The organism is Streptococcus parasanguinis (assembly GCF_000963275.1).
GTDB lineage: Bacteria > Bacillota > Bacilli > Lactobacillales > Streptococcaceae > Streptococcus > Streptococcus parasanguinis_B.
Genome location: NZ_JYOW01000001.1, coordinates 1830931 through 1855036, shown reverse-complemented (window position 1 = coordinate 1855036; position 24106 = coordinate 1830931). Strand labels below are relative to the sequence as shown.

Annotated in this window: 20 protein-coding genes and 3 tRNA genes; 9 read left to right on the top strand and 14 right to left on the bottom strand. The window is 35.7% G+C overall.

Going from position 1 to position 24106, the window contains the following annotated elements; all coding sequences use genetic code 11:
* Nucleotides 1-3 precede the first annotated feature (3 nt).
* From TZ97_RS08715 to ychF, 5 genes are all read right to left on the bottom strand, one after another.
* Nucleotides 4-372, bottom strand: coding sequence for an FtsB family cell division protein (locus TZ97_RS08715; protein WP_003010764.1), 369 nt, complete (start codon nucleotides 370-372; stop codon nucleotides 4-6).
* Nucleotides 365-631 (bottom strand): RNA-binding S4 domain-containing protein, encoded by a 267-nt coding sequence (locus TZ97_RS08710; protein WP_003002258.1) that lies wholly within the window; start codon nucleotides 629-631, stop codon nucleotides 365-367. Before TZ97_RS08710 ends, TZ97_RS08715 begins: the two co-directional genes overlap by 8 nt.
* Nucleotides 632-699: 68 nt before the next feature.
* The gene (gene mfd, locus TZ97_RS08705; protein WP_045760070.1) at nucleotides 700-4194 is read right to left on the bottom strand and encodes a transcription-repair coupling factor; all 3495 of its coding nucleotides are present in this window, start codon (nucleotides 4192-4194) and stop codon (nucleotides 700-702) included.
* Nucleotides 4195-4198: 4 nt separating this feature from the next.
* Complete coding sequence (gene pth, locus TZ97_RS08700) at nucleotides 4199-4768, bottom strand: aminoacyl-tRNA hydrolase (protein ID WP_045760069.1); 570 nt, start codon at nucleotides 4766-4768, stop codon at nucleotides 4199-4201.
* Between the two features lie 68 nt (nucleotides 4769-4836).
* Entirely contained in the window at nucleotides 4837-5952 is a 1116-nt protein-coding gene (gene ychF, locus TZ97_RS08695; protein ID WP_003010773.1) for a redox-regulated ATPase YchF, read from the bottom strand.
* Nucleotides 5953-6129: 177 nt separating this feature from the next.
* Between ychF and TZ97_RS08690 the strand changes: the two genes are divergently transcribed.
* Nucleotides 6130-6627, top strand: coding sequence for a DUF1307 domain-containing protein (locus TZ97_RS08690; RefSeq protein ID WP_031574824.1), 498 nt, complete (start codon nucleotides 6130-6132; stop codon nucleotides 6625-6627).
* Between the two features lie 35 nt (nucleotides 6628-6662).
* Here TZ97_RS08690 and TZ97_RS08685 read toward each other — a convergent pair whose 3' ends face one another.
* The 5 genes from TZ97_RS08685 to TZ97_RS08665 form a co-directional block, all read right to left on the bottom strand.
* Nucleotides 6663-6854, bottom strand: coding sequence for a DUF951 domain-containing protein (locus TZ97_RS08685; RefSeq protein WP_003002008.1), 192 nt, complete (start codon nucleotides 6852-6854; stop codon nucleotides 6663-6665).
* Nucleotides 6855-6866: 12 nt separating this feature from the next.
* Complete coding sequence (dnaN, locus tag TZ97_RS08680; RefSeq protein WP_021154169.1) at nucleotides 6867-8003, bottom strand: DNA polymerase III subunit beta; 1137 nt, start codon at nucleotides 8001-8003, stop codon at nucleotides 6867-6869.
* A gap of 159 nt (nucleotides 8004-8162) precedes the next feature.
* Nucleotides 8163-9521, bottom strand: a complete 1359-nt coding sequence (dnaA, locus tag TZ97_RS08675; protein WP_031574821.1) for a chromosomal replication initiator protein DnaA — start codon at nucleotides 9519-9521, stop codon at nucleotides 8163-8165.
* 267 nt (nucleotides 9522-9788) lie between these two features.
* Nucleotides 9789-10550: a ParB/RepB/Spo0J family partition protein gene (locus TZ97_RS08670; RefSeq protein ID WP_045760068.1), complete on the bottom strand. Its 762-nt coding sequence runs from the start codon at nucleotides 10548-10550 to the stop codon at nucleotides 9789-9791.
* 71 nt (nucleotides 10551-10621) lie between these two features.
* The gene (locus tag TZ97_RS08665; RefSeq protein WP_045760067.1) at nucleotides 10622-11803 is read right to left on the bottom strand and encodes a S1C family serine protease; all 1182 of its coding nucleotides are present in this window, start codon (nucleotides 11801-11803) and stop codon (nucleotides 10622-10624) included.
* A gap of 204 nt (nucleotides 11804-12007) precedes the next feature.
* Here TZ97_RS08665 and rlmH point away from each other — a divergent pair, with 204 nt between their 5' ends.
* The 6 genes from rlmH to TZ97_RS08635 all read left to right on the top strand — a co-directional run bounded on the left by rlmH (nucleotide 12008) and on the right by TZ97_RS08635 (nucleotide 15252).
* A complete protein-coding gene (rlmH, locus tag TZ97_RS08660; protein WP_045760066.1) occupies nucleotides 12008-12487 on the top strand; it encodes a 23S rRNA (pseudouridine(1915)-N(3))-methyltransferase RlmH in 480 nt (159 codons plus the stop codon).
* Nucleotides 12488-12529: 42 nt separating this feature from the next.
* Nucleotides 12530-12603, top strand: a tRNA-Arg gene (locus tag TZ97_RS08655).
* Between the two features lie 349 nt (nucleotides 12604-12952).
* Nucleotides 12953-14293: a sensor histidine kinase gene (locus TZ97_RS08650; protein ID WP_045760065.1), complete on the top strand. Its 1341-nt coding sequence runs from the start codon at nucleotides 12953-12955 to the stop codon at nucleotides 14291-14293.
* Nucleotides 14290-15048, top strand: coding sequence for a response regulator transcription factor (locus TZ97_RS08645; RefSeq protein ID WP_003009229.1), 759 nt, complete (start codon nucleotides 14290-14292; stop codon nucleotides 15046-15048). The genes TZ97_RS08650 and TZ97_RS08645 overlap by 4 nt, the downstream gene beginning before the upstream one ends.
* Before the next feature lie 50 nt (nucleotides 15049-15098).
* Nucleotides 15099-15170 (top strand) — tRNA-Glu (locus TZ97_RS08640).
* A gap of 8 nt (nucleotides 15171-15178) precedes the next feature.
* A tRNA-Asn gene (locus TZ97_RS08635) sits at nucleotides 15179-15252 on the top strand.
* 98 nt (nucleotides 15253-15350) lie between these two features.
* Here TZ97_RS08635 and TZ97_RS08630 read toward each other — a convergent pair.
* Both TZ97_RS08630 and TZ97_RS08625 read right to left on the bottom strand, forming a co-directional pair.
* Complete coding sequence (locus TZ97_RS08630; RefSeq protein ID WP_045760064.1) at nucleotides 15351-17918, bottom strand: YfhO family protein; 2568 nt, start codon at nucleotides 17916-17918, stop codon at nucleotides 15351-15353.
* Nucleotides 17919-17967: 49 nt separating this feature from the next.
* A complete protein-coding gene (locus TZ97_RS08625; protein WP_045760063.1) occupies nucleotides 17968-19593 on the bottom strand; it encodes an ATP-binding cassette domain-containing protein in 1626 nt (541 codons plus the stop codon).
* 205 nt (nucleotides 19594-19798) lie between these two features.
* On the opposite strand from TZ97_RS08625, the gene trpS reads away from it, so the two are divergent.
* Both trpS and guaB read left to right on the top strand, forming a co-directional pair.
* Entirely contained in the window at nucleotides 19799-20827 is a 1029-nt protein-coding gene (trpS, locus tag TZ97_RS08620) for a tryptophan--tRNA ligase (RefSeq protein ID WP_045760062.1), read from the top strand.
* A gap of 143 nt (nucleotides 20828-20970) precedes the next feature.
* Nucleotides 20971-22452, top strand: a complete 1482-nt coding sequence (gene guaB / locus TZ97_RS08615) for an IMP dehydrogenase (protein WP_031574797.1) — start codon at nucleotides 20971-20973, stop codon at nucleotides 22450-22452.
* A 45-nt stretch (nucleotides 22453-22497) separates the two neighbouring features.
* Here the strand turns inward: guaB and recF are convergent, their stop codons facing one another.
* Together recF and yaaA are read right to left on the bottom strand one after the other, a co-directional pair.
* Complete coding sequence (recF, locus tag TZ97_RS08610) at nucleotides 22498-23592, bottom strand: DNA replication/repair protein RecF (RefSeq protein ID WP_031574793.1); 1095 nt, start codon at nucleotides 23590-23592, stop codon at nucleotides 22498-22500.
* Nucleotides 23592-23954, bottom strand: a complete 363-nt coding sequence (gene yaaA / locus TZ97_RS08605) for a S4 domain-containing protein YaaA (RefSeq protein WP_024054765.1) — start codon at nucleotides 23952-23954, stop codon at nucleotides 23592-23594. The genes recF and yaaA overlap by 1 nt, the downstream gene beginning before the upstream one ends.
* Nucleotides 23955-24106 lie beyond the last annotated feature (152 nt).

Here is a 24106-nt window from a genome sequence, read left to right as displayed (position 1 = left end):
CGGTTATTGGGGGAGTAAATCTGGGATGGTATAAACATATTCACCATCTTTTGAAAAAGAATACTTGGCGCGTGCATATTTTGTTGCGTAATCATCATCTTTTAATTTTTTAGCGATGTCTTGTTGATATTCTTTTTGTTCACTTGTCTCTTTATACTCTTTTTCCAACTGTTTGTATTGTTCTTTTTTATCTTGTAGCGATTGATAGCTCTGGGCTAAATTATAAGTTGGAAGAATAAACAGTAACATGACCAATATCAAGACGAGTCCCATAAAACGATTGCGTTTTTTTCTTTCTTCTTCTAAAAAACGTTTTCGCTGACTTTCGTCTTTGATATATTTATTGTTCATTTGAACGATATTTTTAGGCATCTTCTTCTATCCTTGTTTCACTAATGATTTCGTACATTTTGGATGCATCTTCTTTTTTGGTACTATCCAACATTTCCAAGACTTTAACCGTCAATACTTTATTTCCAAAACGAACTTCGATTTGATCATTCACTTTCAAATCTGTTGAACTTTTGGCTAATACTCCGTTGACTTTGATCCGCCCTTTATCTGCAACTTCCTTTGCAACAGGGCGACGCTTAATAATGCGAGAAACTTTCAAATATTTATCTAATCTCATACTGTCACCTCTAACATAGTATTGTATCATTTTTTATACATAAAATGCGAAAAATGAGCTAAGAACTGCTAGTTCTCTTCTTTTTCCTGTTTAATTTCCAATAAGGTTTGACCAAATTGCTTCAGAGCTTCTAAAATTTCAAAATCTTTCTTGTTTCGAATATCAAAGATTACTTCAATTAATCCCTTTTCTTCAGCAATCTGTGCCTTCAACTGTGTCATTGACAGAGCTTTGAAATAATCCTGTGTTAAAAACAGTTGTTTGGCAATTGGTTCAAACTTCACTGCCACTTTTTGTTGTTTTCTCTCCACCAAACGAACAAAGACTTGATCCAAGTAAGCTTTCACTAAACCAATTTCAAGTAGATAGGCGACAACATCTGGGTATTCTCCAAAACGATCAATCAATTCATCTTGCAAGTATTCATAGTCACTCGCAGAATTCATTTCACGAATTTGTTTGTAAATTTCAATTTTTTGACGTTGATCTGAAATATATTCATTAGGTAAATACGCATCTATTTGAAGGTTCAACTCTGCATTACTCTTTTGCCTACGATGCTCTTGGCCTTGTTTTTTAGCAATAGCTTCTTCTAACAATTGAGAATACATTTCAAAACCAACTGAATCGATGAAACCAGATTGAGAAGCTCCAAGGATATTGCCTGCTCCACGGATCGATAGATCTCGCATAGCAATTTTAAATCCAGACCCCAATTCAGTAAAACCTTTAATCGCTTCCAAACGTTTTTCAGACACTTCTGTAAGAGATTTGTCTGGACGATACATCAAATAAGCATAAGCGATTCGGTTGCTTCGTCCCACACGACCTCTTAGTTGATAAAGAGTTGAAAGTCCCATATGATCCGCATTTTCAATAAAAAGTGTATTGGCGTTTGGAATATCTACACCTGTCTCAATAATGGTTGTCGTCACTAAAACATCGTATTCGCCATTAATGAAATCCAACAAGGTATTTTCCAGGCGAACTTCACTCATTTGGCCATGAACAAAGCCAATCGAAGCCTCTGGAATCAACTCTTTTAACTCGGATACTTTTTGCTCAATCGTATCTACCTTATTGTAAAGATAGTACACTTGACCTCCACGATCTATCTCCCGCAACACAGCATCTCGAATAATAGTTGGATTGGTCTCTAGTACAAAAGTTTGCACAGGATACCGATTGGTCGGAGGTGTTTCAATGACAGACAAATCTCGAATTCCTAGCATAGACATATGGAGAGTCCGAGGAATAGGGGTAGCTGTCAAGGTAAGCACATCCACCTTTTTTTTCAATTCTTTCAAGGTTTCTTTGTGCTTTACTCCAAAACGTTGCTCTTCATCGATCACAATCAAGCCCAAGTCTGAAAAGACGACATCTTTAGACAATAACCGGTGAGTTCCAATAATAATATCCACTCGTCCTTTTTTCAATTTTTCAAGCGTTTCCTTCTGCTCCGCCTTACTCTGGAAACGACTTAAAACAGCAACTTCTACCGCAAAAGCTTCAAAACGCTCCTTAAAATTGGCATAATGTTGTTGGGCAAGAACAGTCGTAGGAACTAACACTGCTACTTGTTTATGATCATTTACTGCCTTAAAGGCTGCTCGCATAGCAACCTCTGTTTTCCCAAAACCGACGTCTCCAACCAGCAGTCGGTCCATCGGACGATTCGATTCCATATCTTTTTTGATTTCTTCAATGGAGCGCAACTGATCATCTGTTTCAATATATGGAAAATCTTGTTCAAAAGCTTCTTGATTTTCATCATCTGAAGAATAAGCAAAACCTTCTAATTGACTACGCTCTGCATAGAGTTTTATCAAATCATCCGCAATATCCTCCACCTGGGTCTGAACCTTTTGCTTCGTTTTTTGGAAACGACCATCGTTTAATTTGTTAATTTTTGGCGTTTTTCCATCACTTGCAACGTATTTGGACAACATCTGAATCTGATCGACAGGAATCGAGATGCGATCTCCATTTTGATATTGAATGGAGACATAATCACGATGGACACCCGAAATTTCAATCGTTTCAATTCCCAAATATTGACCAATACCATGAACTTGGTGAACAACATAGTCCCCTTTTTCCAGTTCATTATAATTTTTTAGACGTTCTGCATTGGAAATATTTTGCCTGCGAATCTTTCGTTTGATCTTTTTTTGATAAATCTCTGACTCTGTAATGTAGACAATTTTTTCATCAACAAATTGAAAACCGTGAGCTAGTCCTCCAACAATTAATTGACTAGCTTGAGGGATGATCGCATCCCCATCGATATAATCTAATCGAATTCCATACTCTTCTAAATTTTTATGGAGCTGTTGAAGATTGTGGTGAGAACTTGCTTGGACAATAACTGTATAGTTTGATTTTCGATACCGTTCAATTTCCTCTTTTAGTAAATCAAATTGTCCAAAAAACTCCTGCATTGGGTATTGATTAAATTGATACAAATGATCAAACTTCAGATTTCCCAATCCTTTTTGAAAGTTTGAAAAATAAGTTGCAGGTGTATATTTTCGTAATATTGTACTGGTGTCTGCAAAATAAACTTGGCGAGAAGAAGCTCTATTTTTATGTAAATCTTCCGTCAAGAAATTAGCTGTATCTAGTTCAAATCTCGCTATTTGATCGGCTATTTTTTGATAATCATCCAGAAAGACAGGAGTGTGTTTAGGGAGATAATCAAATAGGGTATATTGCTTCTCGTAAAAGAAACTAATAAATTTTCTAAGATCCGGATGGAGTTTTCTTTGAGAAATATCTCCTAGAATTTCTGCTAGATAAGATTTAAATTCTTCATTCACACTCTGTTCTTGCAATTGTTCTATTTGCTTCTGACCACGGATGAAATCTTCCTCTTGCAATAATAGATCACTCACTGCTTTCAGTTGAACTTCTTCGACATTTTCAACAGAACGCTGGCTTTCTGGGTCAAAGATTCGGATTCCATCAATCTCATCTCCGAAAAATTCAATCCGATAGGGTTGGAGTTGGTCGATCTCAAAGATATCTAAAATATCTCCTCGTAGACTAAACTCACCTTGTTGCAAAACCTGTCCCACTTTTTGATAGCCAATTTTCTGTAATGTTTCACTCAGAGTAGTTAAGTCTATTTCTTGACCGACCTTCAATTGAAAAATGCTAGATACAAAAACTTTAGGAGAAGGTAACAGTAGTTTGATACCACTCACATTGGTCACAAGGATACCTTGACGATCCTCTTGACATAAAAAGTTCAAAGCCTCTAATCGTGCAAATTGCCTTTCTTGTGAAGCAAAAACAAATTCTGCTAAAGGGTTATCATCTCCCAAAAATGTATGGACTTTGTCCTCTCCAAGTAAGGTAATAAAATCACTAGCCAATCGTTCCGCTTCGTTATAACTGGAGGTGATGAGGACTGCTTTTTCAATAGAATCAAAGGCTGAAGACATTACAATAGCCTTAGTAGTCGCAGATAATCCTAAGATCAATTCCCTATTATTTTTCTGCAAACCTTGTTGCCAGGATAGAAGGTTGGAGTTTTGACTCACTAAATCAATTACATTCATCTACTTACCCGTTGTATTTCTGCATGCTTCTTTCAAAATTTTCTTCTACCAAGTAATCGTTAACTGCTTCTTCTACTCGATCGATTGTTTGTAGAATGGTGATGTAATCGTCTTTATCAAATTTTCCTAAGACATGATGAACAACTGACATACCCTGCTTAGGTCTTCCAATTCCAATCTTAATTCTATAAAAAGTCTGAGTTCCAATATGATTGATAATCGATTTGATTCCGTTATGACCTCCAGCTGATCCTTTAGCTCGAAGACGAATCTTGCCAATTTCCATATCTAAATCATCGTAAACAACCAAAAGATCTTCAATATCCAGACCATAATAAGTCAGAAGAGCATGGACTGCTTTTCCACTCTCATTCATGAAAGTGGTTGGCTTTACAAAATAAACCTTTTCGCCATTCAAAAATGTTGAGGCAATATCAGCTTGAAAAATCTTATCATGGGAGAAAGTAAGATTTAAAGACTTTGCTATTTGATCAACTAACATAAAGCCTACATTGTGTTTGGTTTCAAAATACTTATCACCTGGATTTCCCAATCCAACAATTAATTTCGTCATCTCTTTCCTTTCAAAACACTAAAAGGGTTGGAAATATTTTTTCCAACCTTTATATCTTTTTAACTCTCTTATACATTAAAACGGAATTCCATGATGTCCCCGTCTTGGACAACATATTCTTTTCCTTCTTCGCGCAAGCGTCCCGCTTCTTTTACAGCCTTTTCAGAACCGTATTTAACCAAATCATCATAGGACATGGTCACGGCACGAATAAATCCTTTTTCAAAGTCAGAGTGGATGATTCCAGCAGCTTGAGGAGCTTTCATACCACGTTTGAAGGTCCAAGCACGCACTTCTTTTTCACCAGCTGTGAAATAAGTGCCAAGTCCCAACAAGTGGTAAGCTGCACGCGTGAGTTTATCGACTCCAGACTCTGTTAAGCCAATTGCCTCTAAAAATTCTTGTTTATCTGCATCATCTAGCTCAGAAATTTCTTCCTCAGCACGCGCAGAAATCACCACTACTTCCGCATTCTCTGTTGCCGCAAAGTCACGAATTTGCTTCACATACTCGATAGAATCTGGATCTGCAACAACATCTTCATCCACATTGGCTACATAAAGAACTGGTTTGGTAGTCAAAAGGAAAAGTCCTTTCACCACTTTTTGTTCTTCCTCCGTGAATTCAATGGTCCGAGCTGATTTACCATCTTCAAGAACTGGTTTGATTTTTTGTAGAACATTAAATTCTGCAACAGAATCCTTATCTTTTTGTGTACGAGCGATTTTTTCTACACGCGCATAGCGTTTATTGACAGACTCTAAGTCAGCTAAAATTAATTCTAAATTGATGGTATCAATATCTGCTAGTGGATCAACAAAGGCATCTTCACGACCTTGCTCCCGCATGACATTTTCATCATCAAAAGCACGCACTACATGGACAATGGCATCTACTTCACGGATGTTGGCCAAGAATTTATTACCAAGTCCTTCCCCTTTAGAAGCTCCTTTCACAATCCCAGCAATATCTGTAAATTCAAAAGTAGTCGGAACTGTCTTCTTAGGAGTAATCATTTCCGTCAATTTTTGGAGGCGTTCATCTGGAACTTCTACCATCCCGACGTTTGGATCAATGGTCGCAAAGGGATAGTTTGCGGCCTCTGCTCCTGCTTTTGTAATTGCGTTAAATAGGGTTGATTTACCAACGTTTGGTAAGCCAACGATACCTGCTGTTAATGCCATTTTTCTTTTTCTCCGTTCAAATTTCAATCTCTTTTATTATAACATAATTCAAAAGACAAGTGATGAAAAATGAAATATTTCATCACCTTTGAAACTAGATTTTTTCATCAAACTGTAACGTTCTAAAAAGATAAAAATGGTATACTATATTTAACAATGAACAAAGGAGTTTTTCAGATGAAAAAACAAACATGGAAATCTATTTTTCTTTCTTTAATCGCTATCTTTACTCTCTTTCTTCTTGGAGCTTGTGGACAACAATCTGTTCAAAAATCCTATCTTCAGGCAATCAACCAAGAAAAGAAAACAGATGTTCGTATTACACTAGAACATAAAGGTGATAAAGCGATCAGTAACCAAACCACCACTACTATTTATTACAAAGAGGCGGGAGTTACGAAAGATCAATTAAAGGAAATGATCGATAAATATGATGAAGAATACAAAGATGTCAAAGGATTCACACATTCTGCTGAATATAAAGATGATTATATGGTTGAAAAAACAACACTAAATTATGAAAAGGCAGACTTAGATCAGCTAATTGAAAAGAAATTAGTAACGACACAAAAAGATAAAAAAGTCGACTATATCAGCTTCAAATCAACTTTTGATATGATGAAACAGGGTGGTTTCAAAGAAGTTAAAAATGGAAAATTTGAAGAATTAAAATAATCGAAAAGGTTCGGTCACATAAGTGACTGAACCTTTTATAGTACTTTCTTCATTTTCTGTTCAAAATCATGGCGACTCATCATGACCACATGATCACAATTGCTACACTTGATTTTTATGTCTGCACCAAGTCGCGTAATTTCCCAACGATTTGCCTTCTTGCCTGTTTCTTTAATCACACAAGCGTGAGGCTTTTTCATTTCTACAAAATCACCTAACGTATACATGATTCACCTTTGTTAATTTGTGCGAACTGGCGTAATCAATTGAATGAACCCTTGTTCATTTCCTTCTGGAACCAATGTAAACGGTCTAACAGAAGAAATAAAACGAATAACAACTTGTTCACTGTCAATAGCTTTGAGCGCTTCAATCAAATAAGTTGGATTAAAGCTAATAGACAAATCCTCTCCTGAAACGGCGCTCGTATCGATCTCTTCATTTACTCGCCCAACTTCTGGTGAATGAACGTGAGAAGAAACCACTCCATTTTTGAACTCTAATTTAACCGTTCCGTTTTGAGTCGCATTTGAAAGAAGACGAGCACGCTCCATTGCAAATCGAAGGTTGGCCACATTGAAGGTTGCCTCTGTATTGAATTCTGTTGGAATGAGACGGTCTGTATCAGGATAATTTCCTTCTAGCAAACGGGTATAAAAACTAATGTGTTCACTTCTAAATAGGATTTGATTGTTAGCAAAGAAAACTTCAACTGTTTCAATATCATCAGAAAAGACAGAGGTGAATTCACGAAGAGAGCGACTTGGGATGACAACATCAAAGTTGTCTCCATTTTTCTCCAGTGTAATCACTTTTTGACTCATACGGTGAGAGTCTGTTGCTACTGTTTTTAGCTCTTTATTATCCGATAGAACAAAGTGAACACCTGTCAAAATTGGCCGACTTTCTTGTACACTTGCTGCAAATGCTGTTTCATTAATTAATTGTTTTAATAATTTTGTTTCCAAAACTAATGGATTACTTGCAGCAATTTCTTGAATACGTGGATATTGATCTGCATCTTTTCCTTTAAGTGTAATTTCTGATTTTCCACTTGTTAAAAGAACCTGTTTTTGTTCAATCTCTTTAAAATCTAAAGTAACATCTGGTAAACTTGAAACCACATTAATAAAGAAAGTTGCTTCCAATAAAATAGAACCTGGGGAGGTCACTAGTAAACCAGCATTTTCATCTTTGATAGAAATAAAGTTTTCAATTGAAATTTGGCCATTCGATCCAGATAAGGCAACTCCTTCTGGAGTGACATCAATTTTAATCGTGGAAAGAATTGGGATAGCATTTTTTGAACTGATCGCTCTTTTGGTAGTATTTAGTGCTTGTAAAAATAAAGTTTTGTTAATAGAAAAATTTATCATGGTCATTCCTTTTATTTATTTTATGATTAGTAAGTTAATAGTAATAGTAGGTTGTGTGGAAGTTGTGGAAAACTCTCTGAATCCTATCTATGACTTAAAAAGTTACTTGTTTAAAAAATGTGCATAACCCCTAGAAGTTAAGAGGAAGTTATCCACAGATTAATTTAACTTTTTCTTGATACTTTGAATTTCGAGTCGTAGATTATCATCTGTGTCGACCATACTTTTAATTTTTTCATAAGCATGAATGACGGTCGTGTGGTCTTTTCCACCGAATTCTTTTCCGATTCGAGGAAGTGAGTTGTCTGTCATCTCTCTTGAAAGATACATGGCCACTTGTCGTGCTAGGACAATATTCTGAACTCTTCGAGAACCTTTGATTTCTTTTACACTGACTCCATAAAAGGCTCCAACTGCTTCCTGAATTTTTTCAATGGGGATGACAAGCGTCTTGCTATTATCGTTTTTACGAGCTCGAATAGCTTCAGCTGCAACATCGATCGTAATTTCTTTTAGTTTCTTAACCTTCGCCATTAAAGAAATATCATTTAAGGCACCTTCTAAGTCTCGGACATTTGAATCAAACTGACCTGCTAGATATTCCAGTGTGTCATTAGGAAAAATATAGTCTAGATCTTCAATTTTATTCCGTAAGATGGCAATCCGAGTTTCAAAATCAGGTGGTGTTATATTTTGCGTTAGTCCCCATTTGAAACGAGTAACCAGTCGCTCTTCAAGACTATCTAAATGATCCGGACTTCGATCGCTTGTTAGAACAATCTGTTTGTTGTCGCTATGGAGGGCATTAAAGGTATTAAAGAATTCCTCTTGAGTTGTGACTTTTTTCCCGCCGAGTGACTGGATATCATCGATCAGTAAGAGATCAAGACTTCGATAGGTATTCTTGAACGTCTTCATTTCTCCTAATCGAAGGTGTTCTAAAAATTCATTAATAAAGGTTTCTGCTGGAACATACTTAACCCGTGCATTTGGAATATTTTCTAGGATTTGATTTCCAATTGCGTTCAATAGGTGAGTCTTTCCAAGCCCTGGTCCACCATAGATAAAGAGAGGGTTGTAAGTTGTTGCAAGATTTTCAGAAACTGCAAGCGCTGCTGCTTTCGCCCAAATATTTCCATCCCCTTGCACAAAATTATCAAAGGTGTACTTTGATTTCAGACCTGTATCAATTTTAGGTAACGGTTCGGTTGTTAAGCTACCTGAAGATAATCTCCTATTCTCACCGCTATGACTACTAGGAATTTCTTCGGTATCTTCAAAAACGAAATGGAACTTCAAATCTGTATTGTAGACTTCAAAGCTGGCTGTGATCAAAGCATTTTTTAGATTTGTTTCCCAAAATAATTCTTTATAATTTCCATCAAGATAAATGGTAGCCGTTTCTCCATCGATTTTGACTAATTTTGAATCGGCGACAAAAAAATCATAGGCACTATCTTTTAGTTGTAATTGGGCTAATTCTAAAAAACGAGACCAAAATTGCTCTTCTTGTGACACTATCAGACTTCCCTCCTTTTCTTGAATTGTATCAAATCATACGTACTCCTATTCTACCACAAACAAAAATAGTTTTCCACAGGCTAAATTTCATGAAATTAAATTATAGTTTTAAACTTTTCCACAAGTTGTGGATTTAAATTCACATTGTTTTTAAAAGTTATCCACAAAGTGGGGATAACTAGAGAATATCCTTATTTTTCTGCTATTTACAAAAGATTTTTATGGTGGAAAAGCTTGTCAATATAAAAAATAAAAATAACAGCCTTATTTAAGGCTGTTGATAATTCGTTGGTATTCATCAAGACTGGAAAAAGAAATTTGGATAGTTCCTTTATTTTGAGAAGAGGAGTGTATCGTCACATCTGTTCCTAATATTTTTTTCAATCGTTGTTCCTCTTCTAGTAGGAAGCTCTCTTTTGCTTTTTGTTTTTTCTGTTTTCTTTTTGAACTAATCTTGTTTTCTAATGTTCGAACATTTAAATGATCCTGTTTGATTCGCTCCAACCAAAAGTGCTGCTCTTCTTCATCAAGAGGAACAAGAACACGCGCGTGAGCCGAAGAAATATCATTTTGAATGACTGCTTCTTGAACAGAGGGAGCTAGATGTAACAAGCGAAGCATATTGCTGATATAGGGTCTAGATTTCCCCATAAATTGAGCGATTTGGTCGTGCTTATAGCCATGATCAACGAGCTTCTGGTAGGAGATAGCTTCTTCAATTGGATTGAGATCTTCTCGTTGAAGATTTTCAATAATGGCTTGTCGCATCATTTCTTGATCCGTTAACTCTTTAATAATCGCAGGAACAAGCTCTAATCCAGCAATTTTTGAAGCTCTAAAACGTCTTTCACCTGCAAGCAATTCAAAACCAATTATTGGAGATTTTCTGACAATAATGGGTTGAATTAAGCCATTTTCTTTGATTGACTGAGCCAGTTCTTCTAATTTTTCTTGATCAAATACTTTTCTTGGTTGGAAAGGATTGGTTCGAATGTCCTTTACCGCTATTTTTTCTAATTTTTCCATCTTATAAATAGAATAACACACCTTTACAAATTCGTAAAGGTGTGTTTACAAGTATGTCAAGAAAGTGAACGTTAATCGCTCAGATCCTCAGTTGATTTTGTCAACTTGATAGAAGTTGTTTGTTGTTTTCCATCACGATAGAATGTGACCTTGATCGTATCATTGATTTGGTGAGAATAGAGGGCGGATTGTAAATCTGCCGTTGACTCGATATCTGTATCATCGATCTTTGTGATGACATCATAACGTTGCAATTTATCTGAAGCAGGCATATTTTCAAGTGTTGAACGAACCAGTACTCCTCCAGAGATTTTTTCAGGAAGTTTTAATTGGCTTAAATCAGAAGTTGAAAGGTTGGATAAATCCATCATTTGGATTCCAAGAGCTGGTCGAACTACTTTTCCTTTTTCTTCTAGTTGCTTGATAATATTGACAACATCATTTGCAGGAATTGCAAATCCCATTCCTTCTACTGAAGTTTGTCCGTTATTTGAAATTTTACTTGAGGTAATCCCGATGACTTGTCCTTGAATATTGATTAATGGACCTCCAGAGTTTCCTGGGTTGATGGCTGCGTCTGTTTGTAAGGCGCGTGTAGAGATATTTTGTCCATTATCGGCTTTCAATTTCACATTGCGGCCTTGGCTGGAAATAATCCCTTGGGTAACAGAATTAGCATAATCTGTTCCAAGAGGGCTACCAATTGCAATTGCAGTCTCACCGACCGTTAATTGGTTTGAATCTCCGAATTCAGCTACTGCCTTTGCTTTATCCGCACTAATGCGAACGACTGCAATATCAGAATAGACATCTGACCCAACTACTTCTCCGGGGACTTTATTCCCATCTGCTAAAAGAATATCTACTTTTTTAGCACCATTGATTACATGGGTGTTGGTAACAAGGTAGGCATATTTTCCTTCTTTTTTATAAATGACCCCAGAACCTTCACTAGAAATTTGTGAATCAGAGTTTTCTTCTTTTTCAAATAACCCTTGATTCGAAGAATCAGAATAAGTAATCACAGAAACTACAGCATTTTTCACCTTATCTACGGCCTCACTAGTTGAGGTTGTATTTTTATAAGCTGTTTTAACAGTGGTTGAGTGTACTTGCTTACTTTCAGTATTTGAAGTAGAAGAATGAGAGGTTTGTAAGGTTAAAAAGGTTCCAAGAATCCCACCTAGAAAACCTACAACGAAAATAAGGGTTATGTTTCCAAGTTTTTTCAGTAAATTAGATGAAGATTTCATATTTTCCTCCTAAGGATATCAAATTGTCTAAAGTATAGAAAAACTTTCTTAATTATATCTTAAATAACTAAAGTTATCCACAAATTGTGGATAAGTTGTAGAATTTAGTTGAGAAATGGCTTTAAAAAGGACTTTATAGAATAGATTTCCTTTCTATAGCTGTGGATTATTTGTGGAATTGAAGAATTATGCTACAATAGGGGAATGAAAATTAAATTGATAACCGTTGGAAAATTAAAAGAAAAATACTTAAAAGATGGGATCGCGGAGTATATTAAAAGGCTTGGTCGATTTGCAAAAGTAGAACAGGTTGAGTTAGTTGATGAAAAAACTCCAGATCGTGCCAGTCAACTCGAAAATCAACAAATCCTTGAAAAAGAGGGGGAACGAATTCTCTCTAAGATTTCAGATAAGGAATATGTGATTGTATTAGCCATCGAAGGAAAACAATTTCCTTCAGAGAAATTTAGTCAAACGATTGACCAGATTATGACATCTGGTTATTCAAACCTTACTTTTGTTATTGGAGGCAGTCTTGGTCTGTCTCTTGAAGTGAAAAAAAGAGGAAATCTATTAATGAGCTTTGGTCAATTAACTCTTCCTCATCAGTTGATGAAATTAGTGTTGGTGGAACAAATCTATCGTGCTTTCATGATTCAACAAGGGAGTCCTTACCATAAATAACCTTGACGCTCCTTCCTTTTTCTGCTAAAATGAAGTAAGTTCGGTCTCATAGCTCAGCTGGATAGAGCATTCGCCTTCTAAGCGAACGGTCGCAGGTTCGAATCCTGCTGGGATCAAATGAAAGATGCAGCTTTTGCTGCATCTTTTCTTTTATGTAAAAATGTATAAATTTTCATTGTTTATTAATTTTTGTATACTTCACTATAGACAAATAGTAATGGAATGATTTATTAGGCATATTTTAAAAAAGAACCAATAATCCCTATATAGTGCAAAGTGTAGATTATATAAATTGTGTAAAATAGTTTTCATTCATGTAACAAAAACATTAAAAACATTACAATTTTACCTATTCCCTTTAATTTTAGGCTATTTTATATTATAATTTTTTGTATATAAAATTTTATTTTTTTATAATAATACTAAAGTATAATAAAATAGAAAAAACAAAGTGGGAGAATTTGTGTGATTCAGTCATTAATCTTGTCTTTTCTCTTGGGAGGGATCATTGTTCTGACGTTTGCATTAGTGGACGAAAAAATCTATCAGGAACATCAATTTGCATTTATCTTTCTGCTGAGCACCTTTGTTCTTCTTTTTGAAAGTCTCTTAGTATTTTTAGATGTGACTTTATTTTCAAATATTCGACTTTCTGATTTAAATATGCTCTTATGGCCGGTTTATTTATATCCTTATTATCATTATGCCAATCGGACGAATCGCTTGTGCGCCATTTTTTATTCTTTTTTTACTTATTTAGCGGTTGAAGGAACAGCAACTTTTATGACGATAATTGTCTCTTCAGTGTTGGGAGATGCTGTTGTAGCAGCTTACTTGATTGTCTACAATATGTGTATTCGTTTGTTTTCTTTAGGAATCATTTTGAAGTTAATTGACTTATTTGAATTTGATTTCACTCCTTTTTATGAGCAAGAATTTGAAAAATATTTAAAGAAACTCATCTGTGTCTATTTTGCTATATTTGTAGTGATTAATTTTGCTTTATGGATTAGTGAACAAGCGCAATTTAAAAATTTTGGGAGTATGTTGGCAACGATTTGTTTTTTCTCTTTTGTAGTCAGCTTATTCCATATGAAAATCGAGCGAGATCAGTATCGTAAAAATTTAGAACTGGAGTATAAAGAATTTTCTGAGCAACAAATGAGTCGGTATATGGCTGAAATTCAAAGTCTCTATTCTATTGTTAGGGGATTTCGTCATGATTTGGGAAATTTAGTTATTTCTATGTCATTAGCTATTGAGGAAGAAAATATTCCAGAAATACAGAGAATCCATAGAGAAGTATTGGAAAAAGGTTATAAAGAGATCAATACAGAAGCATTATCAGGATTCAACTTGGTCAATATCAAAGATTCTGCTTTACGAAGTATTTTGATTCGAGGTTGGTTGGATGCAAGAGATGCTGGGGTAGAAATGACCTTTGAAACGAGTGAACCAATCGAGCAACTACCAGTTGATTTATTGGATATCGTGAGAATCGTTGGGATTCTAGTGACAAACGCTTTGGAAGCTTCAAAAGAAGCAGAAGAAAAGAAAGTTCATATTGCTATTTTCTCTATTTCAAAAATTGTTTACTTAGTGATTCATAATACAACAAATGAAATCACTTTTGATATTAGAAAAATATATGAAGAAGGCTATTCGACAAAAGGAGAAAATAGAGGACTAGGATTAAATAATGTGAGAAAAATCTTAGCAAATTATGGAACGATGTTTTTAGAAACGGAATTGCAAGGAAATCGTTTTTTACAAGTTTTGAAGATTGGAGGATACGAACAAGAATGAAGATTTTTTTATTAGAAGATGAGCTCTCTCAACAGATACGGGTAGAAAAACATATTGCAGAAATTGCTAAGGAATTAGAAATTAAACTTGAAGTGATTTCTACCGGTAAAATTTCGGAATTTGAAAATTATATCCAACATTCGGATATCCACCAATTATATTTTCTAGATATTCATATCCAAGACAATGAGTATTGTGGGCTGGAAATTGCTCAAAAAATACGAGAAGCAAATCCTTATGCCATTATTGTTTTTATTACTACAAAATCAGAATTCGCTTCGATTACCTATCGTTATAAAGTATCTGCCTTAGATTTTATTGATAAAAATTTGAATGAAGATTTATTTAGATTAAAAATCAAGGAGTGTATTGAGTACCTAACAACTATTCAAATTGGAAATGATGATTTGACAGATTATTTTGAGTATGACTTTAAGGATAAAAAGATAAAAATTCCATTTAAGGATATTCTCTATATTGAAACTGTTGGTTCGGCTTATAAATTAAACTTAGTTGGGAAAAATTTTCAAAAAGAAATTGCGGGAAGTTTATCAGATGTCTTGGAGAAAGATGTGGAGGAGAGATATTTCAGTCCCCATCAATCTTTTATCGTGAATAGAAGTATGATCATTGGAATGGATAAGAAAAAGAAACAGCTGCTGTTGAAAGAAGGGTATTCTTGTCCAATCTCAAGAAGCAATATCAAACGTGCCAAAAAATTAATTGAAGAGCAAAATTTAGAATTTAGTGCTTGACAATTAGTTAAATTTTGATATAATGGGATATGTTCTGTTAATGAATATATGGTCCGTTGGTCAAGGGGTTAAGACACCGCCTTTTCACGGCGGTAACACGGGTTCGAATCCCGTACGGACTATATCTCATTCCGCCATAGCTCAGTTGGTAGTAGCGCATGACTGTTAATCATGATGTCGTAGGTTCGAGTCCTACTGGCGGAGCTAGTATAGCACCCATTTGGGTGTGTTTTTGTTTTGAAAAAGGCTAGGATAATGACTATCCTAGCCTTTTATTTATAAGTGAACGATGGTTAGATTCCTTAGCTTTTTCGTCTTTTTATTTGTCTCCATTCGTAGAGGAAAAAGAGAATGATTCCAACGAAAAAGGCAATGAGTCCTTCAATGAAGCCTTGGGGAACAAATGTTAAGGTGACTGTTCCGGATCCTTTTGAAACACGAACTCCCATCAATCCTTTCTGGATGCGATGAATTTGGATAGGCTTTCCATTTTGTTTAGCTGACCAGCCTTTATCATAAGGGAGTGTAAAAATAAGGGTAGTGTCTCTATTTGCGTTATAGGCTGCTACCAATTTGTTTTTCTTTTTGTGAATAGCAACTTCTTGCTGACGAATGCTAGCGATAGCTTGTGTGTATTGGTCAAGATCCAGAGCAAAAAATTCTGGTGTATCAAAGGAGACTGTCGAATTTTCTGGAAAACTCAAACGAATAGTAACTGTTTCCTCTGTGTCAAAATGGCCAATCGAAAAGAATGGAAAGGCATTATCAATGGTATAGCGTTGGGTCTGTCCATTGTAGCTGATTTCAATATCTTTCCGATCATCGTTTGAAAATTGTAAATTTGGAACATTGACATATAGTTGGCTATGGGCAGGAACCGTTACTTCATATTGAATACTTGCGTAGGATAGATGACTATCTTCTTCAATTTTTGCAGTTTGCAACGAAGATGTAGTATTTTGTGAAGTAGGCGAGAGAATATTTAATTTCTTATAAAATTTATATTTTTCATCTGTGATTTGATGGATGAATCGTGTCTGATTATCCAGTGTCAAATTCGTAAAGGAAGTATTTTTATAAGGTTTTGCTGACAGAAAGGCGATTGGTAAGGCATATTCGTTTTCTGAAAGTGAGACTCCATTTTTGGTTGCAATCTCTTTAAATCCAAATTTTTGAACAGGTTGTTGGCTTAAATTATAGCGAACACCAAATAGACTATCCATTAAAATAGAATTGTTTTGGTATCGAAGATTGAGGTTAGTTCCTTCAGATTTAAATCCTAGTTTGTCCAATGTCGAGCTAGCATCCGTATTTCGTACAGATGAAAATTGAGAAATTCCATTATAACCATACTTCATGCTATCATTGCCCGTTTGTGGATGTAGAATCTCAGTCCGATAATTTGAGTCTGTCTTCTCTCTTACTAAGGATTGGATGGCTTTTAAGTCGCGTTCGTAGGATGACCGAGAAGCAAAGATCCATTCATTCGCAATTCCTTCCATTTGATAATAACTATTTACCGATAATTCAAAAATGGAGAAAAAAAGGATCGAAAGATAGAAAAGTCTAGGCGGTATCTTTTTTAGGATAAATCCTAAACAGACCAAATAGAAAGCAATTAAAAATTCAAAAGTAACAATAAAATTGACAGCATCTAAAAATTTATAGTGACTGCTGTAAAGGACAGTTGCTCCAAATCCTAGAATAAGGAGGAAATTAGCAAGACTAAAACGAATCCAAGTGATCTCCTCTATTCGATTTAGTACTTCTCCTGCCATCAGAATAATCGTCAAAGAAAAGATCCAAGAGTATCGATGAAGAAACATATTTGGCGCGTGCATACCTTGCCAAAGGAGATCTAATAATTGAAAACGAAAACTCAAAATAAGAATGGTCAAGAGTATAAAGTAAGAAAGTTTCACGTGAAACTTGATCGACTTTACAAAGAAAAAGGTGATCGCTAATAGAAGTGGAAACAATCCCACGTAGATCATTGGAATTGATCCATATTTAGTAGTGTCAAAACTTCCAATGAAATTTTTTGCAAATACGTCAAGATACCAACTTTTTTCTGTAAAGATACTGTCAACCTTTGAAAAACTTTCTCCATGAGTGCGTAAATCTAAGAAGGTTGGATATAACATCACAAGGCTTGTTATAACTGATAAAAGAGATACAATCACAAAATGAAAGAAGCGTTTTCCAATTCTTTTGATGTCCCATGACAGTTGTGTCAAGTACCATAAAATAAGAAAAATAGACATCATAAACCCAAAATAATAATTTTGGATAAACAAGCTGGTTAAGCTGATAAAGTAGAGAATCTCTCCCTCATTGTAAATGAGTTTTTTGAATCCATAAAGAATTAATGGTGCTAGGATAAAAACATCTAGCCAAGTTTTGATTTCAATTTGGCTGATAGCAAAACTCATAAGAGCAAATGAGGTTGAAAGGGTAAGAACCAGGGATCTAGGAATTTTAGAAAACATTCCATGTAAACTAATATAAGTGCTTAACCCAATAGCTCCAAATTTAAGAAGAGTGATGAGGTAAACAGCATCCGGCATGGATTGTGCATTAAAGAAGTAGACAAGAGGAGAAAAGAAACTTCCTAGATAATAGCTACTGAGTGCATAGAAATTAATACCTAATCCACTTTGAAAACTGTAAAATAGGCTATCTGTCCCGTGTAAAATATTTCGAAGTGTGGTATCAAAAATGACATACTGATGATAACCATCTCCTAATAAGGGGGATGTATCACTGTTCCAGTAGATTCCTTGTGAGAGGTAAATAAAGAACATCATGATAGCTGGAATCAGGAAAGAAGATACTATAAAAAGGGATGTTTTTAGCTTTGTTTTATTCATATATTTCTACTGAAAGAGCCTGAAATAATGATTTCAGGGCTCTTTATTTTTATGATTGGCTCCAAAGTTCTTTCACTTTTGCTTGAACTTCTTCATTTTCAAGAAACTCATCATAGGTTTCATCAATACGATCGATTACGCCGTTTTTTGAAAGAACGATAATATGGTTGGCGAGTGTTTGAATGAATTCGTGGTCATGGCTGGCAAAGATAATCGATTCTTTAAAATTCTTCAATCCATCATTCAAACTTGAGATAGACTCCAAATCCAAGTGATTGGTTGGATCATCCAGTACAAGAACATTTGACTTGAGGAGCATCAATTTAGACAACATGACACGAACTTTTTCTCCCCCTGACAAGACGTTGACAGACTTGTTAACTTCGTCACCCGAAAAGAGCATACGTCCTAAGAAACCACGAAGGAAAGTATTGTCATCTTCTTCTTTACTTGCAAATTGACGAAGCCAATCAAGAATACTTTCACCACCTGCAAAATCACGACTGTTGTCTTTTGGTAGATATGATCGACTAGTTGTAACACCCCACTTGACAGTTCCATCATATTCAATATCATCCATCAAGGCACGGATTAAAGCGGTTGTTTGAATATCGTTCTGTCCGATAAGGGCGGTTTTGTCACCAGGACGTAAGATAAAGCTGATATTGTCAAGGATGGTTTCTCCATCAATCTTGACAGAAAGATTTTCAACTGTCAAGAGATCGTTACCAATTTCTCGTTCTGCCTTAAAGTTGATAAATGGGTACTTCCGACTAGATGGAACAATTTCTTCAAGTTCAATCTTGTCAAGCATTTTTTTACGCGAAGTTGCTTGTTTTGATTTTGAAGCGTTGGCTGAGAAACGTGCGACAAACTCTTGTAATTGTTTAATTTTTTCTTCAGCTTTTGCATTTCTATCTGCTTGTAATTTTGCTGCAAGTTCAGAAGATTCTTTCCAGAAATCATAGTTCCCGACGTAAAGTTTAATTTTTCCAAAGTCGAGATCCGCCATATGGGTGCAGACTTTGTTCAAAAAGTGGCGGTCGTGGGATACAACGATAACCGTATTTTCAAAATCAATCAGAAAATCTTCTAACCAGGTAATGGATTGAATATCCAATCCATTGGTCGGCTCGTCCAAAAGAAGGACATCTGGTTTACCAAAAAGGGCTTTAGCTAAGAGAACTTTCACTTTATCCCCATTGGCTAACTCGCTCATAGTTTGATAATGAAGGTCTTCTGAAATATTTAGATGTTGAAGCAATTGAGATGCTTCACTTTCTGCTTCCCATCCACCAAGTTCGGCAAATTCACCTTCAAGTTCAGCTGCACGGACACCATCTTCATCAGAGAAATCTTCTTTCATGTAGATAGCATCTTTCTCTTTCATAATGTTGTAGAGCTTCTCATTTCCCATAATGACAACATCGATGACCCGCTCGTCTTCATAGTCAAAGTGATTTTGACGCAAAACGGACAAACGTTCATCAGGACCGAGAGAAATATGACCAGTTGTTGGTTCAATATCTCCAGCTAAAATTTTTAAAAAGGTTGATTTTCCAGCACCGTTGGCACCAATGAGACCGTATGTATTTCCTTCTGTAAAGTTAATATTGACATCGTCAAACAATTTTCGATCACTAAAACGTAGTGAGACGTCTGATACTGTAAGCAATGATTTTCTCCTCTTTCTATAATGTCTTCATTTTACTAGAAAATAGGGGAAAATTCAACTTTTTTACTGTCAATTTATTTTTACAACTATGTAAACTAAATTGACAGTTTAGTAAAGTGTTAATTGCTTACAAACATAGAGGATAGACTAACATTTTCAACTAGAAAGTGCTATAATGATAGGTATAACGATTAAGGAGAAGAGTATGACAAAACCCATCATTTTGACAGGAGATAGACCGACAGGAAAACTCCATATTGGCCACTATGTAGGTTCTTTAAAAAATCGCGTCTTGCTACAAAATAAAGACGAGTATAATATGTTTGTTTTTCTAGCAGACCAGCAAGCTTTGACAGACCATGCAAAAGATCCAAAAACGATTGTAGAATCTATTGGAAATGTTGCTTTAGATTATCTTGCTGCAGGATTGGATCCTGAAAAGGTTACGATTTTCATTCAAAGTCAGATTCCTGAATTGGCAGAATTGACTATGTATTATATGAATCTGGTATCTTTGGCACGACTTGAAAGAAACCCAACTGTAAAAACTGAGATTTCTCAAAAAGGTTTTGGTGAGAGTATTCCAACAGGATTTTTGGTATACCCTATTTCACAAGCAGCTGATATTACAGCATTTAAAGCAAATTTTGTTCCAGTAGGAAACGACCAAAAACCAATGATTGAACAAACTCGTGAGATTGTTCGTTCCTTTAACCATGCTTACAACACAGATGCTTTGGTCGAACCAGAAGGGATTTATCCTGAAAATGAAGCAGCAGGGCGCTTACCTGGTTTAGATGGAAATGCTAAAATGTCTAAATCGTTGAATAATGGAATTTACCTAGCTGATGATGCAGATACTTTAAAGAAAAAAGTGATGAGTATGTATACTGATCCGGATCATATTAAAGTAGAGGATCCAGGAAAAATCGAAGGAAATATGGTATTTCATTACCTGGATGTATTTGGCCGTCCAGAAGATGCAACTGAAATTGCAGAAATGAAAGAACAGTATCAACGTGGTGGACTTGGTGATGTAAAGACCAAACGATATCTTTTAGAAATTTTAGATCGTGAATTAAGACCAATTCGTGAAAGACGCCTTGAGTTTGCAAAGGATATGGGGGAAGTTTACTCTGTTCTTGAAAAAGGAAGTGAGCGCGCTCGAAATGTAGCAGCTCAAACACTGGATGAAGTAAAATCTGCGATGGGAATTACCTATTTTAAAAAATAAAACGACTTCAGTAATAGCGAACATTTCTTTACTGTTCATTGATAATTTACCAATAAATGATTGACAAATTACGATAGAATGGTATGATATTAACAATAAAAATTCGAGCCTTGCTCAAATAAAAAGAAAAGAGGATCCAGCTAATGTCTAATTGGGACACAAAGTTTTTAAAAAAAGGGTTTACATTCGATGACGTGCTTTTGATTCCAGCAGAAAGTCACGTATTGCCTAATGATGCAGATTTAAGTACACAATTAGCAAGTAATTTACGCTTGAACATCCCAATCATTACTGCCGCAATGGATACAGTGACAGAAAGTCAAATGGCAATTGCAATGGCACGTGCTGGTGGACTTGGTGTGATCCATAAAAACATGTCAATTGAGCAACAGGCAGATGAAGTACGCAAAGTAAAACGTTCTGAAAATGGGGTTATTATTGATCCATTCTATTTGACACCTTCTCATACAATTGCAGAAGCAAATGAGTTGATGGGACGATACCGCATCAGTGGTGTTCCAGTTGTTGAAACACTTGAAAATCGTAAATTAGTTGGTATTCTTACCAATCGTGACTTGCGCTTTATTTCTGATTACAATCAACCCATTTCAAATCATATGACAAGTGAAAACTTGGTGACTGCACCGGTTGGAACCGATTTAGAAACAGCTGAACGTATTCTACAAGAGCACCGTATTGAAAAATTACCATTGATAGATGAAAATGGTCGTCTTTCTGGCTTGATTACAATCAAAGATATTGAAAAAGTTATTGAGTTTCCAAATGCGGCTAAGGATGAATTTGGTCGTTTGCTTGTGGCTGGTGCCGTAGGGGTTACTTCAGATACTTTTGAACGTGCAGAAGCTCTTTTTGAAGCTGGTGCAGATGCTATTGTCATCGATACTGCTCATGGACATTCTGCAGGTGTTCTTCGTAAGATCGCAGAAATTCGTGCTCACTTCCCAGATCGTACCTTGATTGCAGGAAATATTGCAACAGCTGAAGGTGCGCGTGCTTTATTTGATGCAGGGGTAGACGTAGTTAAGGTTGGAATTGGTCCAGGATCAATCTGTACAACTCGTGTTGTTGCAGGGGTTGGTGTCCCTCAAGTTACTGCTATTTATGATGCAGCCGCTGTAGCTCGTGAATATGGAAAAACGATCATTGCTGATGGTGGTATCAAGTATTCAGGAGATATTGTCAAAGCACTCGCAGCTGGTGGAAATGCGGTTATGCTTGGCTCAATGCTTGCAGGTACAGATGAAGCACCAGGTGAAACAGAAATCTTCCAAGGTCGTAAATTTAAAACATACCGTGGTATGGGATCTATTGCAGCAATGAAGAAAGGTTCTAGCGACCGTTACTTCCAAGGATCTGTCAATGAAGCCAATAAATTGGTTCCTGAAGGAATTGAAGGACGCGTTGCTTATAAAGGTTCTGTAGCAGATATGGTCTTCCAAATGATCGGTGGTATTCGTTCAGGTATGGGTTATGTTGGTGCAGCAACCATTCAAGATTTACATGATCATGCACAATTTGTTGAAATGAGTGGCGCAGGATTGAAAGAAAGTCATCCTCATGATGTGCAAATTACAAACGAGGCTCCTAACTACTCGGCACAATAAATTTACACATTTGTAAACAAAAATAACAGCATCTTGACAGTATTGTTAAGATGCTGTTTTGATATGACCGGCTTGAACAGTGAAAATTTTCAACTCTTCAGGTAGTTCTTTTAAATGATCGAGAGTGGTCGTTGTAATAAATGTTTGAATATTATTAGAGATGGTTTCAAGTAGTTGAAGTTGACGATAATTGTCAAGTTCGCTCATGACATCGTCAAGTAGTAAAATCGGCTTTTCTCTTGTGATTTCTTCCATTAATTCAATTTCTGCTAATTTTAGAGAGAGAACAACACTTCGATGCTGGCCTTGACTACCAAAGGTAGCATTCATATTATTGATAAAAAATGCCAAATCATCCCTGTGAGGCCCAATACTTGTTGTTTTCCTAAAAATATCCTTCTGACGGTTTTTTTCCAACATAGAGAGAAACTGCTCTTCTATATCATTTCCTTCTTCAGAAAAAGCAGTTGACTGATATTGAATTGATAGGTTTTCTTTGTTGTCAGAAAGTCGAGTATGTTTTTCTTTTGCTTTAGCTTCTAATTTTTTAATAAACTCAAGCCGATGATGGATGACGCGACTTCCAAAACTAGCTAGTTGTGAATCTAAGACCTCCAAAAATGTAGCATCAATTTTTTCCGAATTTTTTAGATAACTATTTCTTTGTTTCAGTACATGGTTGTATTGAGATAAGTCAGATAAGTAGAGAGGTTTCATCTGACCTAATTCAATGTCAATAAACTTTCGACGCCCTGCAGGTGATCCTTTGATCAGTTGCAAATCTTCGGGTGCGAAAAGGACAACATTCATATGGCCAATATAGTTCGATAATTTGGCTTGTTTCAAATGATTTACCTTAGTTATCCGACCTTTTGGTGTCAAGGAAATTTCTAATGGAAGGGGACCAGTTTCTCTTTGTAATTGACCAGAAACTTTGAAATCTGTGGATTCAAAATAGATGAGATCTCTATCATTTCGTGTTCGATGACTTCTGGTTAAAGCTAGAAAATAAATTGATTCGAGAATATTGGTCTTTCCTTGAGCATTTTGACCTAGGAAAATATTTAATCCAGGATGAAACTCGACTTCAAGTTCTTGATAATTACGAAAATGTTGAATGGATAAGTGTTTTAACCACATTAGGAGATACCAGGAAAGCGAATTGCTTTTTCTTTTTTGTTAGTCTTTGTCGGTTGTTTCTTTTGTTGTTGATTGAGTTGCTTGACAAGTTTAGCAACACGTTCCTTTTCTTCCTTCTCTTTAAGATGCTCTTCTATTTCTTCTTGAGAAGGTTCAAGAATGGTGATAGTCATGCTCAGTTCAGGAATGTCAATTTGATCATTGACACGAAGTTTACGGCCTCTCCGTTGTTCTAATTCACCATTAACAAAGACTTCTTTTTCTTGAAGAAAGGCTTTGATTGCACCACCACTCTGTATAATACCGAGTTCTTTTAAGATTGCTTGTAATGTAATAAAGTCATCAAATAATTTGTAATTCATAGTTCACCTCTTTGCGTGTTATTATACCATATTTTTAGTTTTTCTAGGGTAGAGAATGTTGAGTGATTTGAGGAGCTTTTTCACAGTTTGAATTAGGATTTTAGTGTGATTTCGTGTTATAATGAAAGTTACTATTGAGTAGAACGAGGATG

Bases quoted from the DNA above. Each gene is read 5' to 3' on its own strand.
- mfd (WP_045760070.1), bottom strand. From the start codon at position 4,194: ATGAATGTAATTGATTTAGTGAGTCAAAACTCCAACCTTCTATCCTGG.
- TZ97_RS08685 (WP_003002008.1), bottom strand. From the start codon at position 6,854: ATGTATACGTTAGGTGATTTTGTAGAAATGAAAAAGCCTCACGCTTGT.
- guaB (WP_031574797.1), top strand. From the start codon at position 20,971: ATGTCTAATTGGGACACAAAGTTTTTAAAAAAAGGGTTTACATTCGAT.
- TZ97_RS08645 (WP_003009229.1), top strand. From the start codon at position 14,290: ATGAAGATTTTTTTATTAGAAGATGAGCTCTCTCAACAGATACGGGTA.
- rlmH (WP_045760066.1), top strand. From the start codon at position 12,008: ATGAAAATTAAATTGATAACCGTTGGAAAATTAAAAGAAAAATACTTA.
- TZ97_RS08630 (WP_045760064.1), bottom strand. From the start codon at position 17,918: ATGAATAAAACAAAGCTAAAAACATCCCTTTTTATAGTATCTTCTTTC.
- recF (WP_031574793.1), bottom strand. From the start codon at position 23,592: ATGTGGTTAAAACACTTATCCATTCAACATTTTCGTAATTATCAAGAA.
- pth (WP_045760069.1), bottom strand. From the start codon at position 4,768: ATGACGAAATTAATTGTTGGATTGGGAAATCCAGGTGATAAGTATTTT.
- yaaA (WP_024054765.1), bottom strand. From the start codon at position 23,954: ATGAATTACAAATTATTTGATGACTTTATTACATTACAAGCAATCTTA.
- ychF (WP_003010773.1), bottom strand. From the start codon at position 5,952: ATGGCATTAACAGCAGGTATCGTTGGCTTACCAAACGTTGGTAAATCA.
- TZ97_RS08670 (WP_045760068.1), bottom strand. From the start codon at position 10,550: ATGGAAAAATTAGAAAAAATAGCGGTAAAGGACATTCGAACCAATCCT.
- TZ97_RS08715 (WP_003010764.1), bottom strand. From the start codon at position 372: ATGCCTAAAAATATCGTTCAAATGAACAATAAATATATCAAAGACGAA.
- TZ97_RS08710 (WP_003002258.1), bottom strand. From the start codon at position 631: ATGAGATTAGATAAATATTTGAAAGTTTCTCGCATTATTAAGCGTCGC.
- TZ97_RS08690 (WP_031574824.1), top strand. From the start codon at position 6,130: ATGAAAAAACAAACATGGAAATCTATTTTTCTTTCTTTAATCGCTATC.
- TZ97_RS08665 (WP_045760067.1), bottom strand. From the start codon at position 11,803: ATGAAATCTTCATCTAATTTACTGAAAAAACTTGGAAACATAACCCTT.
- dnaN (WP_021154169.1), bottom strand. From the start codon at position 8,003: ATGATAAATTTTTCTATTAACAAAACTTTATTTTTACAAGCACTAAAT.
- trpS (WP_045760062.1), top strand. From the start codon at position 19,799: ATGACAAAACCCATCATTTTGACAGGAGATAGACCGACAGGAAAACTC.